Source organism: Microbacterium oxydans (assembly GCF_026559675.1).
Lineage (GTDB): Bacteria > Actinomycetota > Actinomycetes > Actinomycetales > Microbacteriaceae > Microbacterium > Microbacterium oxydans_D.
On the sequence record NZ_CP092891.1, the window covers coordinates 1,180,381 to 1,196,321 of the forward strand.

The following is a 15,941-nucleotide window of genomic DNA, read 5'->3' on the forward strand; positions in this document are numbered from 1 at the left end:
CCTGTCACCGGCGTCCGACACTGTCACCCGTCGGTGGCGAGGGCCTCGAGGATCGGCCAGTCGACCGGGGCGCGGTCGTCCTCCGGCAGGAGCCCGGCGACCCAGCCGTCGTCGCGGCCGCGCGGGCTCGTGAGCGCCTGGCGCTGCAGCCCCTCGTAGCGGAAGCCGAGGGCGCGGGCGGCGCGGGCGGAGGGGATGTTCCCGGCGACGGCCTGCCAGCGGATGCGCACGAGTCCGAGCTCGGCGAATCCCCAGTCGATCACGGCACGTGCGGCCTCGGTCAGGTACCCCCTGCCGCGTGCCGACGCCACGACCCAGTATCCGAGCTCCGCGTGCCGGCCCGTGAAGTGCTCGGTGATGCCGTGCAGCCCGATCATCCCGACGAGCTCGTCTCCGGCGTACATGCCCCACACGGTCTCCGCGCCCTCGGCCCACCATCCCGCCACCAGGCGCACGAACTCCTCGGCGTCCTCGCGGTTGTACGGGCTCGGGACGGTCGTCCAGCGGGAGATCTCCGGCTCCTGGCACGCGTCGGTGATGGCATCGACATCCGCCTCGGCGGGTGCCCGGAGCACGAGTCTTTCGGTGGTCAGGGTGGCCGATCGCATCAGACAAGCCTAAGCGGCGGGCCGCGGTGTCGGTGGGCGCGACTAGTCTTGTCCGGTGACTGTTCCGGGGATTCTGCGCGCCTTGGAAGAGGCGTCTCTGTACCGTGACGCCCTGCAGTGGGCGCACACCGACGCCGACCTCGGTCTGGTCGACGGGCTCGACGCTCCGGCCCTCGCCGGGCTGATCGAGAAGCGGGCGGCGGCGGGACATCCGGCCGCGCTCCTCGCCGTCGTACCCACGGGGCGACGGGCGGAGAGTCTGGCACTGGCGATGCACGCCTACCTGCCCGACGCCGACATCCTCACCTTCCCCGCCTGGGAGACGCTCCCGCACGAGCGGCTCAGCCCGAGCCCCGACACCGTCGGCCAGCGCCTGCAGACGCTGCGCCGCATCGCCGAGTGGTCCGGAGACCACCCGCTCGTCGTGGTCGCCTCGGTGCGCGCGGCGCTCCAGCCGATCGCGGGCAACCTGGGCGAGATCGCCCCCCTCGAACTCGCGGTCGGCAGCCGGGGCACCGAGCTCGATCGCGTGGTCGAGCAGCTGGTCGAGCGCGCCTACTCGCGCGTGGACATGGTGTCGCGGCGTGGCGAGTTCGCGGTGCGCGGCGGCATCCTCGACGTGTTCCCACCCACGTCGGAGCATCCGTACCGGGTCGAGTTCTTCGGCGATGAGATCGATCAGATCCGCGCGTTCTCCGTCGCCGATCAGCGCTCGCTCCCCGGCGACGTCGCCGGTGTCGACCTGCCGCCCACCCGCGAGCTGCTGCTGACGGCCGACGTGCGCGAGCGCGCCGGCGCGCTCGTCGCCGGTTTCCCCGCCATCGCGGGCATGCTCGAGAAGATGGCCGAGGGCATCCCGGTCGAGGGCATGGAGTCGCTGCTGCCCGCGGTGGCCGGTCCGCTGAAGTCCCTGGCCGAGTACCTCCCGGCCGGGAGCGCCACCGCGGTGGTCGACCCCGAGCGGTCGAGCGCCCGCGCCATCACGCTGGGAGAGACGAACCGCGAATTCCTCGACGCCGCCTGGAGCGCCGCGACGTCGGGTGCCTCCGCGCCCATCGACCTGGGCGCCGGCGACTTCCTGACGATCGCCGAGCTGCGAGAGGTGGTGCGCGACCGCGGCGGCGTGTGGTGGCGGCTGAGTCCATTCGGCGCGGGTCTCGGCGAGGGCGATGTGGAGGCGGCGAACCTCAGCGCCGCCGTGATCCCGTCGTTCCACGGCAACGTCGACGGTGCGATCTCCTTCGTCGAGGCGAAGGTCACCGACGGCTGGCGGGTCGTCGTGATCGCGGCCGGTCACGGTCTGGTCGACCGGGCGCGCGATGTCCTCGCCGACCGCGGCCTGGCCGCGCGCGTCGTCGAGACGCTCACCGATGCGCCCGAGGGCGGTGTCGCGACCCTCGTCACCGGATCCGTCGAGGCCGGGTTCCAGGTGGCGGAGGCGAAGCTCGCGGTCCTCACCGACAACGAGTTCTACGGCCGCACGATCGGCGGCGACCAGCGCGTCGTCAAGAAGCTCGCCTCGCGACGCAAGAACGTGGTCGACCCGCTCCAGCTCAAGCCGGGTGACTTCGTCGTGCACGCCACGCACGGCATCGGCCGCTTCGTCGAGATGACGCAGCGCGAGGTCTCCACCGGCGGCCGCAACGCCACCAAGTCGATCCGCGACTACCTCGTGCTGGAGTACGCGCCCTCGAAGCGGGGGTACCCGGGCGACAAGCTGTTCGTGCCCACCGATCAGCTCGACCTGCTCTCGAAGTACGTCGGCGGCGAGGCCCCGACGCTCTCCAAGATGGGCGGCAGCGACTGGTCGCAGGCCAAGGGCAAGGCGCGCAAGGCCGTCCGCGACATCGCCGTCGAGCTCGTGAAGCTCTACTCGGCCCGTATGAGCGCGAAGGGCCATGCGTTCGGGCCGGACACCCCCTGGCAGCGCGAGCTGGAGGAGGCGTTCCCGTTCGCGGAGACCCACGACCAGCTGCAGACGATCGACGAGATCAAGGCCGACATGGAGCGACCCATCCCGATGGACCGGCTGCTGTCGGGCGACGTCGGCTTCGGCAAGACCGAGGTCGCCGTCCGTGCCGCGTTCAAGGCGATCCAGGACGGCAAGCAGGTCGCGATGCTCGTGCCGACGACGCTGCTGGTGAAGCAGCACCTCGAGACGTTCACCGAGCGCTTCGCCGGCTTCCCGGTCAAGGTGCGGCCGCTGTCGCGCTTCCAGACCGACAAGGAGGCACGGCTCACGCTGCAGGGCCTGCTCGAGGGCTCGGTCGACATGGTGATCGGCACCCATCGCATCCTCACCGATCAGGTGCTGTTCAAGGACCTCGGCCTGATGATCATCGACGAGGAGCAGCGGTTCGGCGTCGAGCACAAGGACGCGCTCAAGAAGATGAAGACCAACGTCGACATCCTCGCCATGAGCGCCACGCCGATCCCTCGCACGCTCGAGATGGCGGTCACCGGCATCCGGGAGATGTCGACGCTCGCGACACCGCCCGAGGACCGGCATCCGATCCTCTCGTTCGTCGGCCCGCGCAGCGACAAGCAGATGGCGGCGGCGATCCGACGGGAGATCCTGCGCGAAGGGCAGATCTTCTTCGTGCACAACCGCGTGCAGTCGATCCAGCGCGTGGCCAGCGAACTCGCCGAGCTCGTCCCGGAAGCCAGGATCGCGGTCGCGCACGGGCAGATGGGCGAGCACCAGCTGGAACAGGTCGTCGACGACTTCTGGGAGCGCAAGTTCGACGTGCTCGTCTCGACCACCATCATCGAGACCGGTCTCGACATCGCGAACGCGAACACGATCATCATCGACCGCGCCGACAAGTACGGACTCAGCCAGCTGCACCAGCTGCGCGGCCGCGTGGGACGAGGGCGCGAGCGCGCGTACGCGTACTTCCTGTACGACGAGATGAAGCCGCTGAGCGAGACCGCGGCCGACCGTCTGCAGACCATCGCCGTGAACAACGATCTGGGCTCGGGCATGCAGGTCGCGCTGAAGGACCTCGAGCTGCGCGGGGCGGGAAACCTCCTGGGCGCCGAGCAGGCCGGACACATCGCGGGCGTCGGATTCGACCTGTACCTGCGGATGATCGGCGAGGCCGTGGCGACCTTCCGCGGCGACGAGGTCGAGACCGGGCAGGAGCTGCGCCTGGAGCTGCCGCTGGATGCGCGCATCCCCGAGTACTACATCGACAGCGAACGGCTGCGCCTCGAGGCGTACCAGAAGCTCTCGGCGGCCTCGGCGGCGACCGCGAAGGACGAGGCGATCGATCTGGTCATCGAAGAGCTCGTCGACCGCTACGGCACGCCGCCCGAGGAGGTCGAGGGGCTGCTGGCGATCTCGCGGCTGCGTCGCCGTGCCGCCCGTGCGGGGCTCACCGACGTCGTCGTGATGGGCTCGAACCTGCGCATCGCGCCGGCACGCCTCGAGGACTCGATCAAGGTGCGGCTGCAGCGGCTGTATCCCAAAGCGAAGCTCGTGGCCGGGGGAGAGGCCCTGGTCGTGCCGATGCCCACGGTCCCCGCCGCGGTGGGAGTCGGCGTCGAGCCGCTTCCCGATGCCGAGCTGCTGGCCTGGGTGGAGCAGCTCTTCACCGCGATCTTCCCGGAGCCGGTCAAGACCGAGTGAGGCGCGGGAGCGGTGCGCGGGACTAGTCTGGCCGCATGTTGTACGAGCACCTCGGGGCTCGCCCCCGCATCCATGACACCGCCGTCATCGCCCCCACCGCCGTGGTATCCGGCGACGTGGAGGTCGGGCCGGGTTGCCAGGTGCTGCACGGCGCCGTGATCACCGCGGAGGGCGGCCCCATCACGCTCGGGGCGCACGTGATCGTGATGGAGAACGCGCTCATCCGGGCGACGGCGGCCAACGCCGTGCACATCGGCGCGCACACGCTGATCGGCACGCTGGCGAGCATCGCGGGGGCGACCGTGGGCGAGGAGGTCTTCTTCGCGTCGGGGGCCCGCATCTTCAACGGCGCGCTGATCGGAGACCGCTGCGAGGTCCGGGTGAATGCGATCGTGCATCGTCGCGCCGTGCTGCCGGAGGGCACCGTGGTCCCGATCGGATGGGTGGCGGTCGGCGATCCCGTGCAGCTGCTCTCGCCGGATCGGGAGGGCGAGATCGCCGCAGCCCAGCCCGAGCTCGACTTCCCCGGTCATGTGTTCGGCGTCGACCGGGACACCCCCGACCTGATGGTGCAGCTCACCGAGCGGTACGGCAGCTCGCTCGCGCGGCACGCGCACGACAGGGAGATCGGCTGATCGCGGCCCGGCCGCAGAGAACGACGAAGCCGGGCGCCCCTGCGGACGCCCGGCTTCCTGTCGTTCGGATCAGATGACGCCCTGGGCGAGCATCGCCGCGGCGACGCGCTCGAAGCCGGCGATGTTGGCACCGGCGACGTAGTCGCCGCCGACGCCGTGACGCTCGGCGGCGTCGAAGGCGGCGTCGTGGATGTCGGCCATGATCTCGCGGAGCTTGTTCTCGCTGTCGCCGAAGGTCCAGCGCTGGCGGGAGGCGTTCTGGCTCATCTCGAGCGCGGAGGTCGCGACACCGCCGGCGTTCGCGGCCTTGCCGGGAGCGAACAGCACACCGGCCTTCTGGAACGCCTCGACGGCCTCGGGCACGCACGGCATGTTCGCGCCCTCGGAGACCACGCGCACGCCGTTGGCGATCAGCGCCTCCGCATCGGCGAGGCCGACCTCGTTCTGCGTGGCCGACGGAACGGCGATGTCGACCGGGACCTCCCAGACGCTGCCGCCCTCGACGAACCGGGCGCTCGGTCGACGGTTGGCGTACTCGACGATGCGGGCGCGCTCGACCTCCTTGATCTGACGCAGCAGGTCGACGTCGATGCCGGCGTCGTCCACCACGTAGCCGGAGGAGTCGGAGGCCGTGACGGCGGTCGCGCCGAGCTGGGTGGCCTTCTGGATCGCGTAGATCGCGACGTTGCCCGAGCCCGAGATGCCGACGCGCTTCCCGGAGAGGGAGTCGTTGTGCACGGCGAGCATCTCCTGCGCGAAGAACACCGCGCCGTATCCCGTGGCCTCGGTGCGCACCTCGGCGCCGCCCCAGCCGGTGCCCTTGCCGGTGAACATGCCGGACTCGTGGCGGTTGGTGACCTTGCGGTACTGGCCGAAGAGGTAGCCGATCTCGCGGCCGCCGACGCCGATGTCGCCCGCGGGGACGTCGGTGTGCTCGCCGAGGTGACGGTAGAGCTCGTTCATGAACGACTGGCAGAAGCGCATGACCTCGGCGTCGGACTTGCCGTGCGGGTCGAAGTCGGAGCCGCCCTTGCCGCCGCCGATGCCCTGACCGGTGAGCGCGTTCTTGAAGATCTGCTCGAAGCCGAGGAACTTGATGATCGACAGGTTCACCGAGGGGTGGAAGCGCAGTCCGCCCTTGTACGGGCCGAGGACCGAGGAGAACTGGATGCGGTAGCCGCGGTTGACCTGCAGCTTGCCGGAGTCGTCGATCCACGGCACGCGGAACAGGATCTGGCGCTCGGGCTCGACGAGTCGCTCCAGGATGCCGCCGTCGACGTATTCCGGGTGCCGCTCCAGGACGGGGGCGATCGAGTGGAGCACCTCGTGGACGGCCTGGTGGAACTCCGGCTCGTGCGGGCTGCGTGCGAGCACCGTGTCGAAGACGGGCTGCACGGAGACGGCGAGCGGATGGAAGTCAGCGGAAGTCGTAGCGGTCACGCGGGAGGGCTTTCTGGTGGGGGATGGTGGTGCAGGCGATCGTGTCGCGTGAGGCTTCGCCGGATCCGGCGGAGTTTTCACTCTAGCGGCCGTCGGAACGGGCGCCTCGCACGCGGCTCGACGGTATACCGGTCACCCGGTGTTCTGCAGGCCGGCGGCGACGCCGCTGACCGAGAGGAGGAGCAGTCGCTGCTGTTCGGCATCCGCTCCCGAGCCCGTGGGGTCCTCGCCCGCCGAGCGCAGCGCCCGCAGTGCACGGAGCTGGAGCAGCGAGAGCGCGTCGACGTACGGGCTGCGCAGCTGCACGGCCCGCTGCAGCACGGGCTTGTTCTCCAGCAGGCTCTCGCCGCCGGTGAGCCGGATCACCCAGCGCCGGGTGATCGCGAGCTCGTCGAGCACAAGCTGCGCCAGGTCGTCGCGGTCGCCGAGCGCCAGGTACTGGCGGGCGATGCGCTCGTCGGTCTTGGCGAGACTCATCGCGACGTTGTCGATCATGGTGCGCAGCAGCGGCCACTCGCGATACGCCTCGATGAGCAGCTCCTCGTCGCCGACGGCGTCCAGCGCCGTGCCGAGTCCGAACCAGCCGGCCAGGTTGATGCGCGCCTGCGTCCACGCGAACACCCACGGGATGGCCCGAAGGTCTTCCAGCGACTCGACCGACAGCCCGCGGCGGGCAGGACGTGAGCCGAGCGCGAGCAGGCCGATCTCCTCGAGCGGGGTCACGGTGGCGAACCACGGGGCGAAGCCGTCGGCCTTCACGAGGGAGAAGAAGCGCTCGCGCGACGCGGCGTCCATGACCGAGGCGACCTCGGCATAGCGCTCGGCCGCGCGGCTCGTGTGCGCCTCCTCGGTGGGGGAGGAGGCGAGCAGCGTCGCCGCAGCGACCTGATCGATGTGCCGCATCGCGATGGCGGGCTCGCCGTAGCGGGCGAAGATGACCTCGCCCTGCTCGGTGAGCTTGAACCGTCCGTCGACCGAGTGCGGCGGCTGCGCGAGGATGGCGGAGTTCGCGGGGCCGCCGCCACGTCCGAGGGCGCCGCCGCGTCCGTGGAAGAGGGTCAGCTCGATGTCGGACTCCTGCGCCCAGCGGGCGATCTTCTCCTGCGCCTCGTACAGCGCGAGGTTCGCCGCGACCGGGCCGACGTCCTTCGACGAGTCCGAGTAGCCGAGCATGACCTCGAGGCGGTTGCCGGTGGCGGCCATGCGCTCGCGGAACTCCGGGAAGGTGACGGCCTCGGCGAGGATCGCGGGAGCCGCCTGCAGGTCGGCGAAGGTCTCGAACAGCGGCACGACGTCGAGCACGGGCGCGTCGTCGCCGAGCGCGTGGCGGGCGAGGCGGTACACGTTGGCGAGGTCGGCGGCGGACTGGGTGAAGGAGACGACGTAGCGTCCGGCGGCGCGGGCACCGCGGTCGTGCTGGATCTCGGCGATCGCACGGAACACCTCCAGCACCTCCTCGGTCTGCGCGCTGAGGGCCTCGCCGCCTTCGAGCTCGGCGAGTGCCTTCCGGTGCACCTGGGAGTGCTGGCGCACCTCGAGCTCGGTCAGGTGGAAGCCGTAGGTCTCGACCTGCCAGATCAGGTGCTGCACGCCGCCGAACGCGTGCCGCTTCGCGCCGGCCGCGGCGAGCGACGACTGCACCGCGCGCAGGTCTTCGAGCAGCTCTTCGGGACGGTGGTAGCCCTGCGTCGTGTCACCGTGCCGGGTGGCGGACACGCGCCGCGCCAGTACGAGCAGCACGCGACGGTGGGGCTCGTCGGGCGAGCGGGTGGCGAGCTCGGCGGCCAGTTCCGGCTCCGCGGCGGCGAACCGCTCCCAGAGCGCCGTGACCTCGGTGCTCGGCGGGGTGTCGTCCGACGCGAGGGTGAGGGTGCGACCGATGCGCTCCAGGGCGCGCTCGAGACCGCGCAGCACGTGGTCGGCGGCGATCTGCGACGCCTCCCGGGTGACGGAGGCGGTGACGAAGGGGTTGCCGTCACGGTCGCCGCCGACCCACGAGCCGATGCGCACGAACGCGGGCACCACCGGCGCGCTCGCCCCCGAATCCTCGCCGCGGAGGGCGTCGTCGATGCGGCGGTACACGTGGGGCACGGTCGTGAAGAGCGTCTCGTCGAACACGCCCATGACGGTGCGGACCTCGTCGGTCGGGGACGGCTTCTGCGAGCGCAGGGGCGCCGTGCGCCAGAGGGTGTCGATCTCCTCCAGCATCCGCCGGCGGGCGCGGTGCTCCTCGGAACCGCCGGCGCTCGCCGCATCGTGCTGGGTGAGCAGCTCGGACAGCCGGCGGATGCTCGACGACACGGCGCGACGACGCGCCTCGGTCGGGTGCGCCGTGAAGACGGGGTGGAAGCGCAGACCCTCGAGGCGACGACGAGCCTCCTCCTCGCCGACCTCGGTGCGCAGTCGTGCGTACGCGGTCGCGACGGTGTCGGCGGCGTCCTCGCGTCCCGGCTGACCGGCGCGCTCGCGCAGTACCCGCACGCGCTGGTGCTCCTCGGCGAGGTTCACCAGGTGGAAGTAGCAGGTGAAGGCGCGGGCGACCTCGTCGGCCCGGGCCACCGTGAACGATTCGGCGATCGTCGCGGCGCGCTCGAAGGCGTCCGGGGTCTCCTCGTCGTAGGCCTGGATCGTCGCGAGACGCAGCCGCTCGACGTCGTCGAACAGTCCGTCGCCGCCGGCTTCGCGCAGGACCTGCCCGAGCAGCTGCCCGAGCATCCTGACATCGGTGCGCATCGCATCGGGGATGCCGCGACCGGCTTCGAAGCGGCCGATCACGCGGATGGCCTCGGTGTTCGTGGGCTCGGAGAAGGAGTGTGCGGGGGTCACCCTTCGAGAGTATCCCGCGTGAGAGGGGTGTCCTGCACGCATGACGATGTGCTCCGAAACGGGCCGAAGCGGGGAGGCGCCGAGACGTACCGGCGACCTACGATGGGGGGAATGCGCATCTCAGCGAACCCCCTCCGCGGCCAGCAGTTCCCCGCCGTCCTGCTCCTCGTCGCGGCGGGACTCGGCCTGCTCCTCGCGAACCTTCCCACGCACGATGCGCTCGCCGCCTTCCTCGACTTCCACATCGCCGTCCCCGGCACCGATCTCGACCTGTCGATCGCGCACTGGGTGTCGGACGGCCTGCTCGCGGTCTTCTTCCTCGTCGTGGCCATCGAGCTGCGCCATGAACTGACCCACGGCGAGCTCGACTCCCCGCGCAAGGCGGTGCAGCCCGCGATCGCCGCGACCGGCGGCGTGCTGGTCCCGATCGCGGTGTACCTGCTCATCGCGGGCGGCGACGCCTCGACGGCGTCCGGCTGGCCCATCCCGACCGCCACCGACATCGCCTTCGCGCTCGGTGTCCTCGCGATGTTCGGACGCGGCCTGCCGTCCCGGGTCCGGGTGTTCCTCCTCGCTCTCGCGATCCTCGACGACATCATCGGCATCATCTTCATCGCCGTCCTGTTCGCCGCGGACGTGCAGTGGCTGCAGCTCGCCCTCGCGGTGGTCGGCGTCGCCGTGTTCTGGGCGCTCAGCCGACTCCTGCACGCGAAGGGCCATCCGCTGATCGCCGTCGCCATGGTCCTGGTCGGCGTCGTCACCTGGGGTCTCGTCGCCTCGTCCGGCATCCACGCGACGATCGCCGGCGTGCTGCTGGGCCTCGTGATGTCGCCGGTGCCCGCCGCCCGCACACGGCATGCGCTCGAGCCGACGGTGAACGGCGTCATCCTCCCGGTCTTCGCCTTCGTCGCGGCCTTCGTCGTGATCCCGGCCCTGTCCCTCGGGCAGCTGTCGCCGGCGTTCTGGGCGATCGTTGTCGCTCTCCCCGTCGGCAAGATCATCGGCATCTCGCTGTTCGGCTGGCTCGCGATGCGCATCCGTCCGAAGGGTGCGGAGCCGGCGCTGCCGTTCGCCGACATCCTCGCCGCCGGCGCCCTCGGCGGCATCGGCTTCACGGTGTCGCTGCTGCTGGCGAACCTGGCCTTCGCGAGCGACGGCGGCATCCGGGATCAGGCCATCCTGGGCGTGCTCGTCGGCTCGCTGATCGCCCTCGTGCTGTCGGCGTTCGTCGTGTCGCTGCGGGCGCGCTGGTACCGTCGGGTCGCATCCGCCTCCTCGTGAGCGCGGCGCCCCGCTCCGAGAGATCCAAGGAGAGAGTGTGAGCCCTCAGACCGAGTCCGGTACGGATGCCGACGACCCGCTGCGCATCGCCGCCGAGACCATGCACGCCGTGCGCGAGCGGTGCGTGTGGTCGCAGCAGATCACGCATCGCGACCTCGTGCCGTATCTGATCGAGGAGTCGCACGAGGTGATCGACGCCGTCGAGGCCGGCACCCGCGACGATCTGCGGGAGGAGCTGGGCGACCTGCTGTGGCAGGTGCTGTTCCACGCGGCGATCGCGGCGCAGGACCCGGAGGACCCGTTCGACATCGACGACGTCGCACGCACGCTCACCGAGAAGATGGTGCGTCGGCATCCGCACGTCTTCGCGGGCGAGGTGGCGGAGACGCCGGAGCAGGTCCTCGTGCACTGGAACGCCGCGAAGGCCGCGGAGAAGCGCACCCGCCGCAGCGTGCTCGACGGCGTGCCCCGGGGGATGCCGGCGCTCGGGCTCGCGCAGAAGCTCGCCGGACGCGCGTCGGGAGTGGGGGTCACGGTCGAAGCCGCCGCCGCACCGGCGTCCGAGGCGGAGCTCGGCGATGCGCTGCTCGCCCTCGTGGCCACGGCGCGCGCCGAGGGGTGGGACGCCGAGCGGGCGCTGCGCGAGCGGCTGCGCGTGCTGGAAGACGACGTGCGGGCCGCCGAAGCGGCATCCTGATCCCGGCGCGGCGGCGTCGACAGACCTGGGAAGATGGAGCCGTGGCTACTGTGAACCCGCCGCGCGGCATGCGCGACATCCTCCCCGCCGACAAGGCCCGCCGTGAGCGCGTGCTCTCCGTCATCCGCGATCGATACCTCGCGCACGGATTCGACGAGATCGAGACGCCGGTCGTCGAGGACTACGACCGCCTGCATGCCGGCATCGGCGGCGACAACGAGAAGCTCTCGTACAACATCCTGCGCCGCGGCCTCGACGCCGACGCGATCCGCGCTGCGGCCGACGACCCGGCTGCGCTCTCCGACCTCGGCCTCCGCTACGACCTCACCGTGCCGCTCGCACGCTTCTACGCGAGCAACCGCGGGCAGCTCCCGACCGTGTTCCGCTCGATCCAGATCGGTCCGGTCTGGCGTGCCGAGCGTCCGCAGAAGGGGCGCTACCGCCAGTTCGTGCAGTGCGACATCGATATCATGGGCGACGACTCCGCGCGCGCCGAGGCCGAGCTGATGGTCGCCTCGCTCGACGCCGTCGACGCGCTCGGACTCGAGGGCGCGACCGTGCGCATCAACGACCGGGGCGTGCTCGACTGGATGCTGGACAGCTTCGGCTTCACGGCCGAGGAGCGCCCGGGCGTGCTCATCACGATCGACAAGCTCGACAAGATCGGCCCGGAGGGCGTCGCGACCGAGCTGCGCGAGCGCAGTGCGTCGACCGCGGCCGCCGATGCGTTCGACGCCTTCCTGCGCCGCCCGCAGACCATGGAGTACAACCCGTTCGGCGAGCGGCAGATCCGCAAGGCGCTGCCCGAGGGGGCGCCCGCCGAGCTGGTCGAGCACCTGGTCGGCATCGGCGAGGCGGTCGCCGCGGGGCGCGGCCAGTCCGACATCCCGCTCGTCTTCGACCCGTTCCTCGTGCGCGGCATGGGCTACTACACCGGCACGATCTTCGAGCTCGCGCACCCCTCCGTCAGCTACTCGCTCGGCGGCGGCGGACGCTACGACGGCATGATCGGCCGGTTCCTCGGACAGCAGGTCCCGGCCGTCGGGTTCTCTCTCGGGTTCGAGCGTCTCGTCGATCTGATCGCCGAGGATGCCGACGCCGAGGCGCAGGCGGTCGTGCTCATCCACGATGCCGACGTGCCGGTCGCCGATCTCGTCCGCCACAAGGCCGCGCTCATCGCGGAGGGCGCGCGCGTGCGGCTCGAGCGCCGGACGAAGAACGTCAAGGCGCTGCTGGAGCGTTCGGCGGCCGACGGGTACACCGCCTTCGCGACCGTGTCCGCGGGCACCGGCGAGCTGGAGCTCAAGCCGCTCTCCTGACGCGGCTCGGATCCGTTCACGCCGCGTTCACGGCAACGCGGTGGAATCGGGGCGTGACTCGCGTTCGCATCCCGGTGGTCGTGCGACCGATCCTCGTGGCGCTGACCGTCGCCGCGGCGCTCGGGGGCGTCCGTCTCGTGCTCGCGCAGCAGGCCGCTCTCGCGCGTAAGCGCATCGGCAAGCCGCTGGGGGAGGAGTCCCTCGACGCGGACCGTGTCTGGCGCGGCGCTCTCGACGGGGAGCCGCTCGAACTGCTCGTGCTCGGAGACTCGATCGCCGCCGGTCTCGGAGCGGAACATCGCAAGGAGACGCTGGGCGGGCGTCTGGCGAAGGCGACCGCACGCCGGATGCACCGTCCGGTCCGGCTGCGTACGGCTGCGGTCGTCGGCTCGGAGTCGCCGGACCTGCCGGACCAGCTCGACGCGCTGCCCGCGGAGTACCACCCGCACGTGGCCGTGATCGTCGTGGGCGGCAACGACGTCACCCACCGCCTCCCCGTCGCCCTGTCGGCGCAGCACCTGCACGAGACGATCCGCCGACTGCGGGGGACGGGTGCCGAGGTCGTCGTGGGCACCTGCCCCGACCTCGGTGCGTTGCGCGCGGTGCCGCAGCCCCTCCGACGGATCGCGTCGAGCCTGTCGCGCCGTCTCGCCGAGATCCAGGACGAGACGGCCCGACGGGCGGGCGCGGAGCCGGTCGATCTGCGCCGCGCGGTGGGGCCGATGTTCTTCGACGAGCCGGAGGCGATGTTCAGCCTCGACCGCTTCCATCCGAGCGCACTGGGCTATCGGCGTACGGCCGAGGCCCTGCTCCCCGCCGTCAGTCGTGCGGCGGAGAGGGCGCTCAGCTCGCGCCGTCCTCCGGTGCCGCGCTGAACGACGCCGCCCACTCCGCGACCCGACGGCTGCTCTCCTCCTCGGAGATGTCCTCGACGCGGGTCATCACCGACCAGCGCACCCCGAACGGGTCGCGGATGCTGGCGAAGCGGTCGCCCGAGACGAACGGTGCCGGGGCTTCCCGCACCGTCGCCCCGGCCGCGACGGCCTTCTCCACGACGGCGTCGACGTCGGAGACGTAGAGCCCGAGGGAGTAGCAGTCGTCCTCGCCGTCGGGCGCGGGCACGAGGTGGTACTCGGGGTTGGGCTCACCGAGTTGCAGGAGTCCCACCCCGAAGTCGAGGTCGGCGTGCGCGACGAGGCCCTCGAACTCGGTCACGTCGACGACCCGCGCACCGAAGACGTCGCGGTAGAACTCGATCGCCTGCTTCGCGTGGGGGATGGCCAGGAAGGGGGTCAGGGAGGTCGCGCCGTTCGGCCGTCCCGCTGTCGTGTACGTGCCGGTCGCGCCGGTGGTGCGGATGTCGTCCGTGGACGTGTCTTCGCTCATGTGGCCACGGTATGTCGGGCGAGGAGCCGGTGACTTGAAGATCCGCGACAACCTCCGCTGTCTGCCTCGAGGCCTACGCTGAGCGCATGGTGAACCCGACCCGCGGCGTGCTCTATCCCTCGCGCCTGCCGCAGTTCCATCGGCTGCCCGCCCCGGCCGCGGTGGCCGACCTGGTCGCCTGGTTCTGGATCCCGGAGTGGGACATCGAGCCCGGGCGCTCCTCGCGCCAGGAGATCGTGTCGTACCCCGCGCTCAACCTCGTCGTCGACGCAGGATCGGTCACGCTGTCCGGCGCGACGACGCGTGCCTCCCACCGCGATCTGCACGGGCGCGGCTGGGCCGTCGGCGCGCTCCTGCGCCCCGCCGCGGTCGCCGCGCTGATCGACGACCCCGTGGCGCTGGTCGACGGGGAGCGGGTGATCGAGTCGCCGGAGGCCTCCGCGCTGCGCGAGGCCGTGGTCGCGGCGATGACGTCCGGCGAGGGCCATCGCGAGCGTGCGGTCGCGGTCTTCGCCGACGGGCTCGGGGAGCGGGTGGGCCCCGTGGGCGACTCGGCGCACCAGGCCAACGCGCTGATGGAGGTGCTGATGGGGGAGGAAGCGGCGCTCACTCCGGAGGAGGCCGCCACACGTCTGGCCGTCTCGGTGCGGACGCTTCAGCGGATGACGCACCGCCACGTCGGTCTCTCGCCCGCGGCGATGATCCGTCGTCGACGGCTGCAGGAGGCCGCGCAGCGCATTCGGGAGGAACCGGACGTCGATCTGGCGTCGATCGCGGCCGAGCTCGGATATGCGGATCACGCCCATCTGACGCGCGACTTCCGGTCCGTGCTCGGGATCGCACCGCGCGCCTACCGTTCCGAGTCGGGCCGCTGACGTCAGGCCCGTGCGAGCCGGAGCCGCAGCATCCGGTACGCGATGCCGAGCACGACGACGGCGGTCCCGAGGAGCGACGCCAGCACCGGGAGCGTGTTCACCAGGACCAGGCAGCCGAGAGCGCCGAGCACCTGCAGGGCGCGGGGATAGCGGCGGACGGACCCGGTCTGGCGGAACGCGGCCGCGTTCGCGATCAGGTAGTACAGCAGCACGCCGAACGACGAGAAGCCGATCGCCTGCCGGAGATCGGCGACGATCACGACGGCGATCACGATCACGGCGATCGCGATCTCCGCGCGCTGCGGCACCCGGTGGCGTTCGTCGATCTTCGCCAGGAAGCGCGGCACGTCGCTCTCCCTCGCCATGGCCAGGGTCGTGCGCCCGATTCCGGTCAGCAGCGCCAGCAGCGCGCCCAGGGCGGCCATCGCCGCGGCCACGCGGACGATCGGTGCGAGCTCCGGCGCTCCTGCGGCGACGAGCAGGTCCACGAGCGGTGCGGTCGAGCCGATGGCGTCGGCGCCGAGGACGAGGACCACGGCGAGCGCGACCAGCACATAGACCACGACGGCCCCGCCGAGGGCGAGGACGATCGCGCGGGGGATGGTGCGCGCGGGATCGACCACCTCCTCGCCCATGGTCGCGATGCGCGCGTAGCCGGCGAACGCGAAGAACAGCAGCCCGGCTCCCTGCAGCACGCCGTACGCCGTGGGGTCGGGGAGCGGCGCCGGCGTGGCGACCGCGGCGCCGCCGAAACCGACCCCGACCGCGACGGCGAGCCCGAGCAGGGAGCACACGACCAGAACGCGCGTGAGCAGTGCCGTGCGGGTCACGCCGAAGCAGTTGACGACGGCGAGCGCGGCGACGGCCACCACGGCGACGGGCACCTGCCAGCCCTCGGGAGCGGCGTAGGCGGCGAAGGTCATCGCCATGGCGGCGCAGCTGGCGATCTTGCCGATCACGAAGCTCCATCCGGCGATGAAGCCCCACCACGGCCCGATCTCCGCGCGGGCGTAAGCGTATGTCCCGCCCGCGACGGGATGCGCGGCGGCGAGCTGGGCGGAGGAGGTCGCGTTGCAGTACGCCACGACCGCGGCGATCCCGAGCGCGATCAGGATGCCGCTCCCGGCGACGCCGATCGCCGGTGCCCACACCGCGAACACGCCGGCGCCGATCATCGAGCCGAGGCCGATGGCGACGGCGTCTCCGAGCGTCAGGCGGCGGGCGAGGGGCATCCCGTCATGGT

Annotated in this window: 12 protein-coding genes; 7 read left to right on the forward strand and 5 right to left on the reverse strand. The window is 71.5% G+C overall.

Features of this window, described 5'->3' with window-relative positions; all coding sequences use genetic code 11:
- Positions 1-23 precede the first annotated feature (23 nt).
- Complete coding sequence (locus MME74_RS05615; RefSeq protein WP_267417743.1) at positions 24-608, reverse strand: GNAT family N-acetyltransferase; 585 nt, start codon at positions 606-608, stop codon at positions 24-26.
- Between the two features lie 55 nt (positions 609-663).
- On the opposite strand from MME74_RS05615, the gene mfd reads away from it, so the two are divergent.
- Positions 664-4,239 (forward strand): transcription-repair coupling factor, encoded by a 3,576-nt coding sequence (gene mfd, locus MME74_RS05620; protein WP_267417744.1) that lies wholly within the window; start codon positions 664-666, stop codon positions 4,237-4,239.
- A 35-nt stretch (positions 4,240-4,274) separates the two neighbouring features.
- Positions 4,275-4,874 (forward strand): gamma carbonic anhydrase family protein, encoded by a 600-nt coding sequence (locus MME74_RS05625; RefSeq protein ID WP_267417745.1) that lies wholly within the window; start codon positions 4,275-4,277, stop codon positions 4,872-4,874.
- 69 nt (positions 4,875-4,943) lie between these two features.
- On the opposite strand, the gene gdhA is transcribed toward MME74_RS05625, so the two are convergent.
- Both gdhA and MME74_RS05635 read right to left on the reverse strand, forming a co-directional pair.
- A complete protein-coding gene (gene gdhA, locus MME74_RS05630; protein ID WP_267417746.1) occupies positions 4,944-6,314 on the reverse strand; it encodes an NADP-specific glutamate dehydrogenase in 1,371 nt (456 codons plus the stop codon).
- A 132-nt stretch (positions 6,315-6,446) separates the two neighbouring features.
- On the reverse strand, positions 6,447-9,140 hold the full coding sequence (locus MME74_RS05635) for a phosphoenolpyruvate carboxylase (protein ID WP_267417747.1): 2,694 nt from the start codon (positions 9,138-9,140) through the stop codon (positions 6,447-6,449).
- 111 nt (positions 9,141-9,251) lie between these two features.
- Between MME74_RS05635 and nhaA the strand changes: the two genes are divergently transcribed.
- From nhaA to MME74_RS05655, 4 genes are all read left to right on the forward strand, one after another.
- Positions 9,252-10,421, forward strand: a complete 1,170-nt coding sequence (gene nhaA / locus MME74_RS05640) for a Na+/H+ antiporter NhaA (RefSeq protein ID WP_267417748.1) — start codon at positions 9,252-9,254, stop codon at positions 10,419-10,421.
- Positions 10,422-10,521: 100 nt separating this feature from the next.
- The gene (locus MME74_RS05645) at positions 10,522-11,118 is read left to right on the forward strand and encodes a MazG family protein (RefSeq protein WP_267418521.1); all 597 of its coding nucleotides are present in this window, start codon (positions 10,522-10,524) and stop codon (positions 11,116-11,118) included.
- Between the two features lie 68 nt (positions 11,119-11,186).
- Entirely contained in the window at positions 11,187-12,437 is a 1,251-nt protein-coding gene (hisS, locus tag MME74_RS05650) for a histidine--tRNA ligase (protein WP_267418522.1), read from the forward strand.
- A 53-nt stretch (positions 12,438-12,490) separates the two neighbouring features.
- Positions 12,491-13,312 (forward strand): SGNH/GDSL hydrolase family protein, encoded by an 822-nt coding sequence (locus MME74_RS05655; protein ID WP_416383333.1) that lies wholly within the window; start codon positions 12,491-12,493, stop codon positions 13,310-13,312.
- Here MME74_RS05655 and MME74_RS05660 read toward each other — a convergent pair.
- Complete coding sequence (locus MME74_RS05660) at positions 13,281-13,823, reverse strand: VOC family protein (RefSeq protein ID WP_267417749.1); 543 nt, start codon at positions 13,821-13,823, stop codon at positions 13,281-13,283. The genes MME74_RS05655 and MME74_RS05660 overlap by 32 nt on opposite strands.
- Before the next feature lie 86 nt (positions 13,824-13,909).
- On the opposite strand from MME74_RS05660, the gene MME74_RS05665 reads away from it, so the two are divergent.
- Positions 13,910-14,698: a helix-turn-helix domain-containing protein gene (locus tag MME74_RS05665; RefSeq protein WP_267417750.1), complete on the forward strand. Its 789-nt coding sequence runs from the start codon at positions 13,910-13,912 to the stop codon at positions 14,696-14,698.
- A 2-nt stretch (positions 14,699-14,700) separates the two neighbouring features.
- Here MME74_RS05665 and MME74_RS05670 read toward each other — a convergent pair whose 3' ends face one another.
- Positions 14,701-15,930, reverse strand: a complete 1,230-nt coding sequence (locus tag MME74_RS05670; RefSeq protein ID WP_267417751.1) for an APC family permease — start codon at positions 15,928-15,930, stop codon at positions 14,701-14,703.
- Positions 15,931-15,941: the final 11 nt, after the last annotated feature.

Bases quoted from the DNA above. Each gene is read 5' to 3' on its own strand.
- MME74_RS05615 (WP_267417743.1), bottom strand. From the start codon at position 608: ATGCGATCGGCCACCCTGACCACCGAAAGACTCGTGCTCCGGGCACCC.
- MME74_RS05625 (WP_267417745.1), top strand. From the start codon at position 4,275: ATGTTGTACGAGCACCTCGGGGCTCGCCCCCGCATCCATGACACCGCC.
- nhaA (WP_267417748.1), top strand. From the start codon at position 9,252: ATGCGCATCTCAGCGAACCCCCTCCGCGGCCAGCAGTTCCCCGCCGTC.
- MME74_RS05645 (WP_267418521.1), top strand. From the start codon at position 10,522: ATGCACGCCGTGCGCGAGCGGTGCGTGTGGTCGCAGCAGATCACGCAT.
- hisS (WP_267418522.1), top strand. From the start codon at position 11,187: ATGCGCGACATCCTCCCCGCCGACAAGGCCCGCCGTGAGCGCGTGCTC.
- MME74_RS05660 (WP_267417749.1), bottom strand. From the start codon at position 13,823: ATGAGCGAAGACACGTCCACGGACGACATCCGCACCACCGGCGCGACC.
- MME74_RS05665 (WP_267417750.1), top strand. From the start codon at position 13,910: ATGGTGAACCCGACCCGCGGCGTGCTCTATCCCTCGCGCCTGCCGCAG.
- MME74_RS05670 (WP_267417751.1), bottom strand. From the start codon at position 15,930: ATGCCCCTCGCCCGCCGCCTGACGCTCGGAGACGCCGTCGCCATCGGC.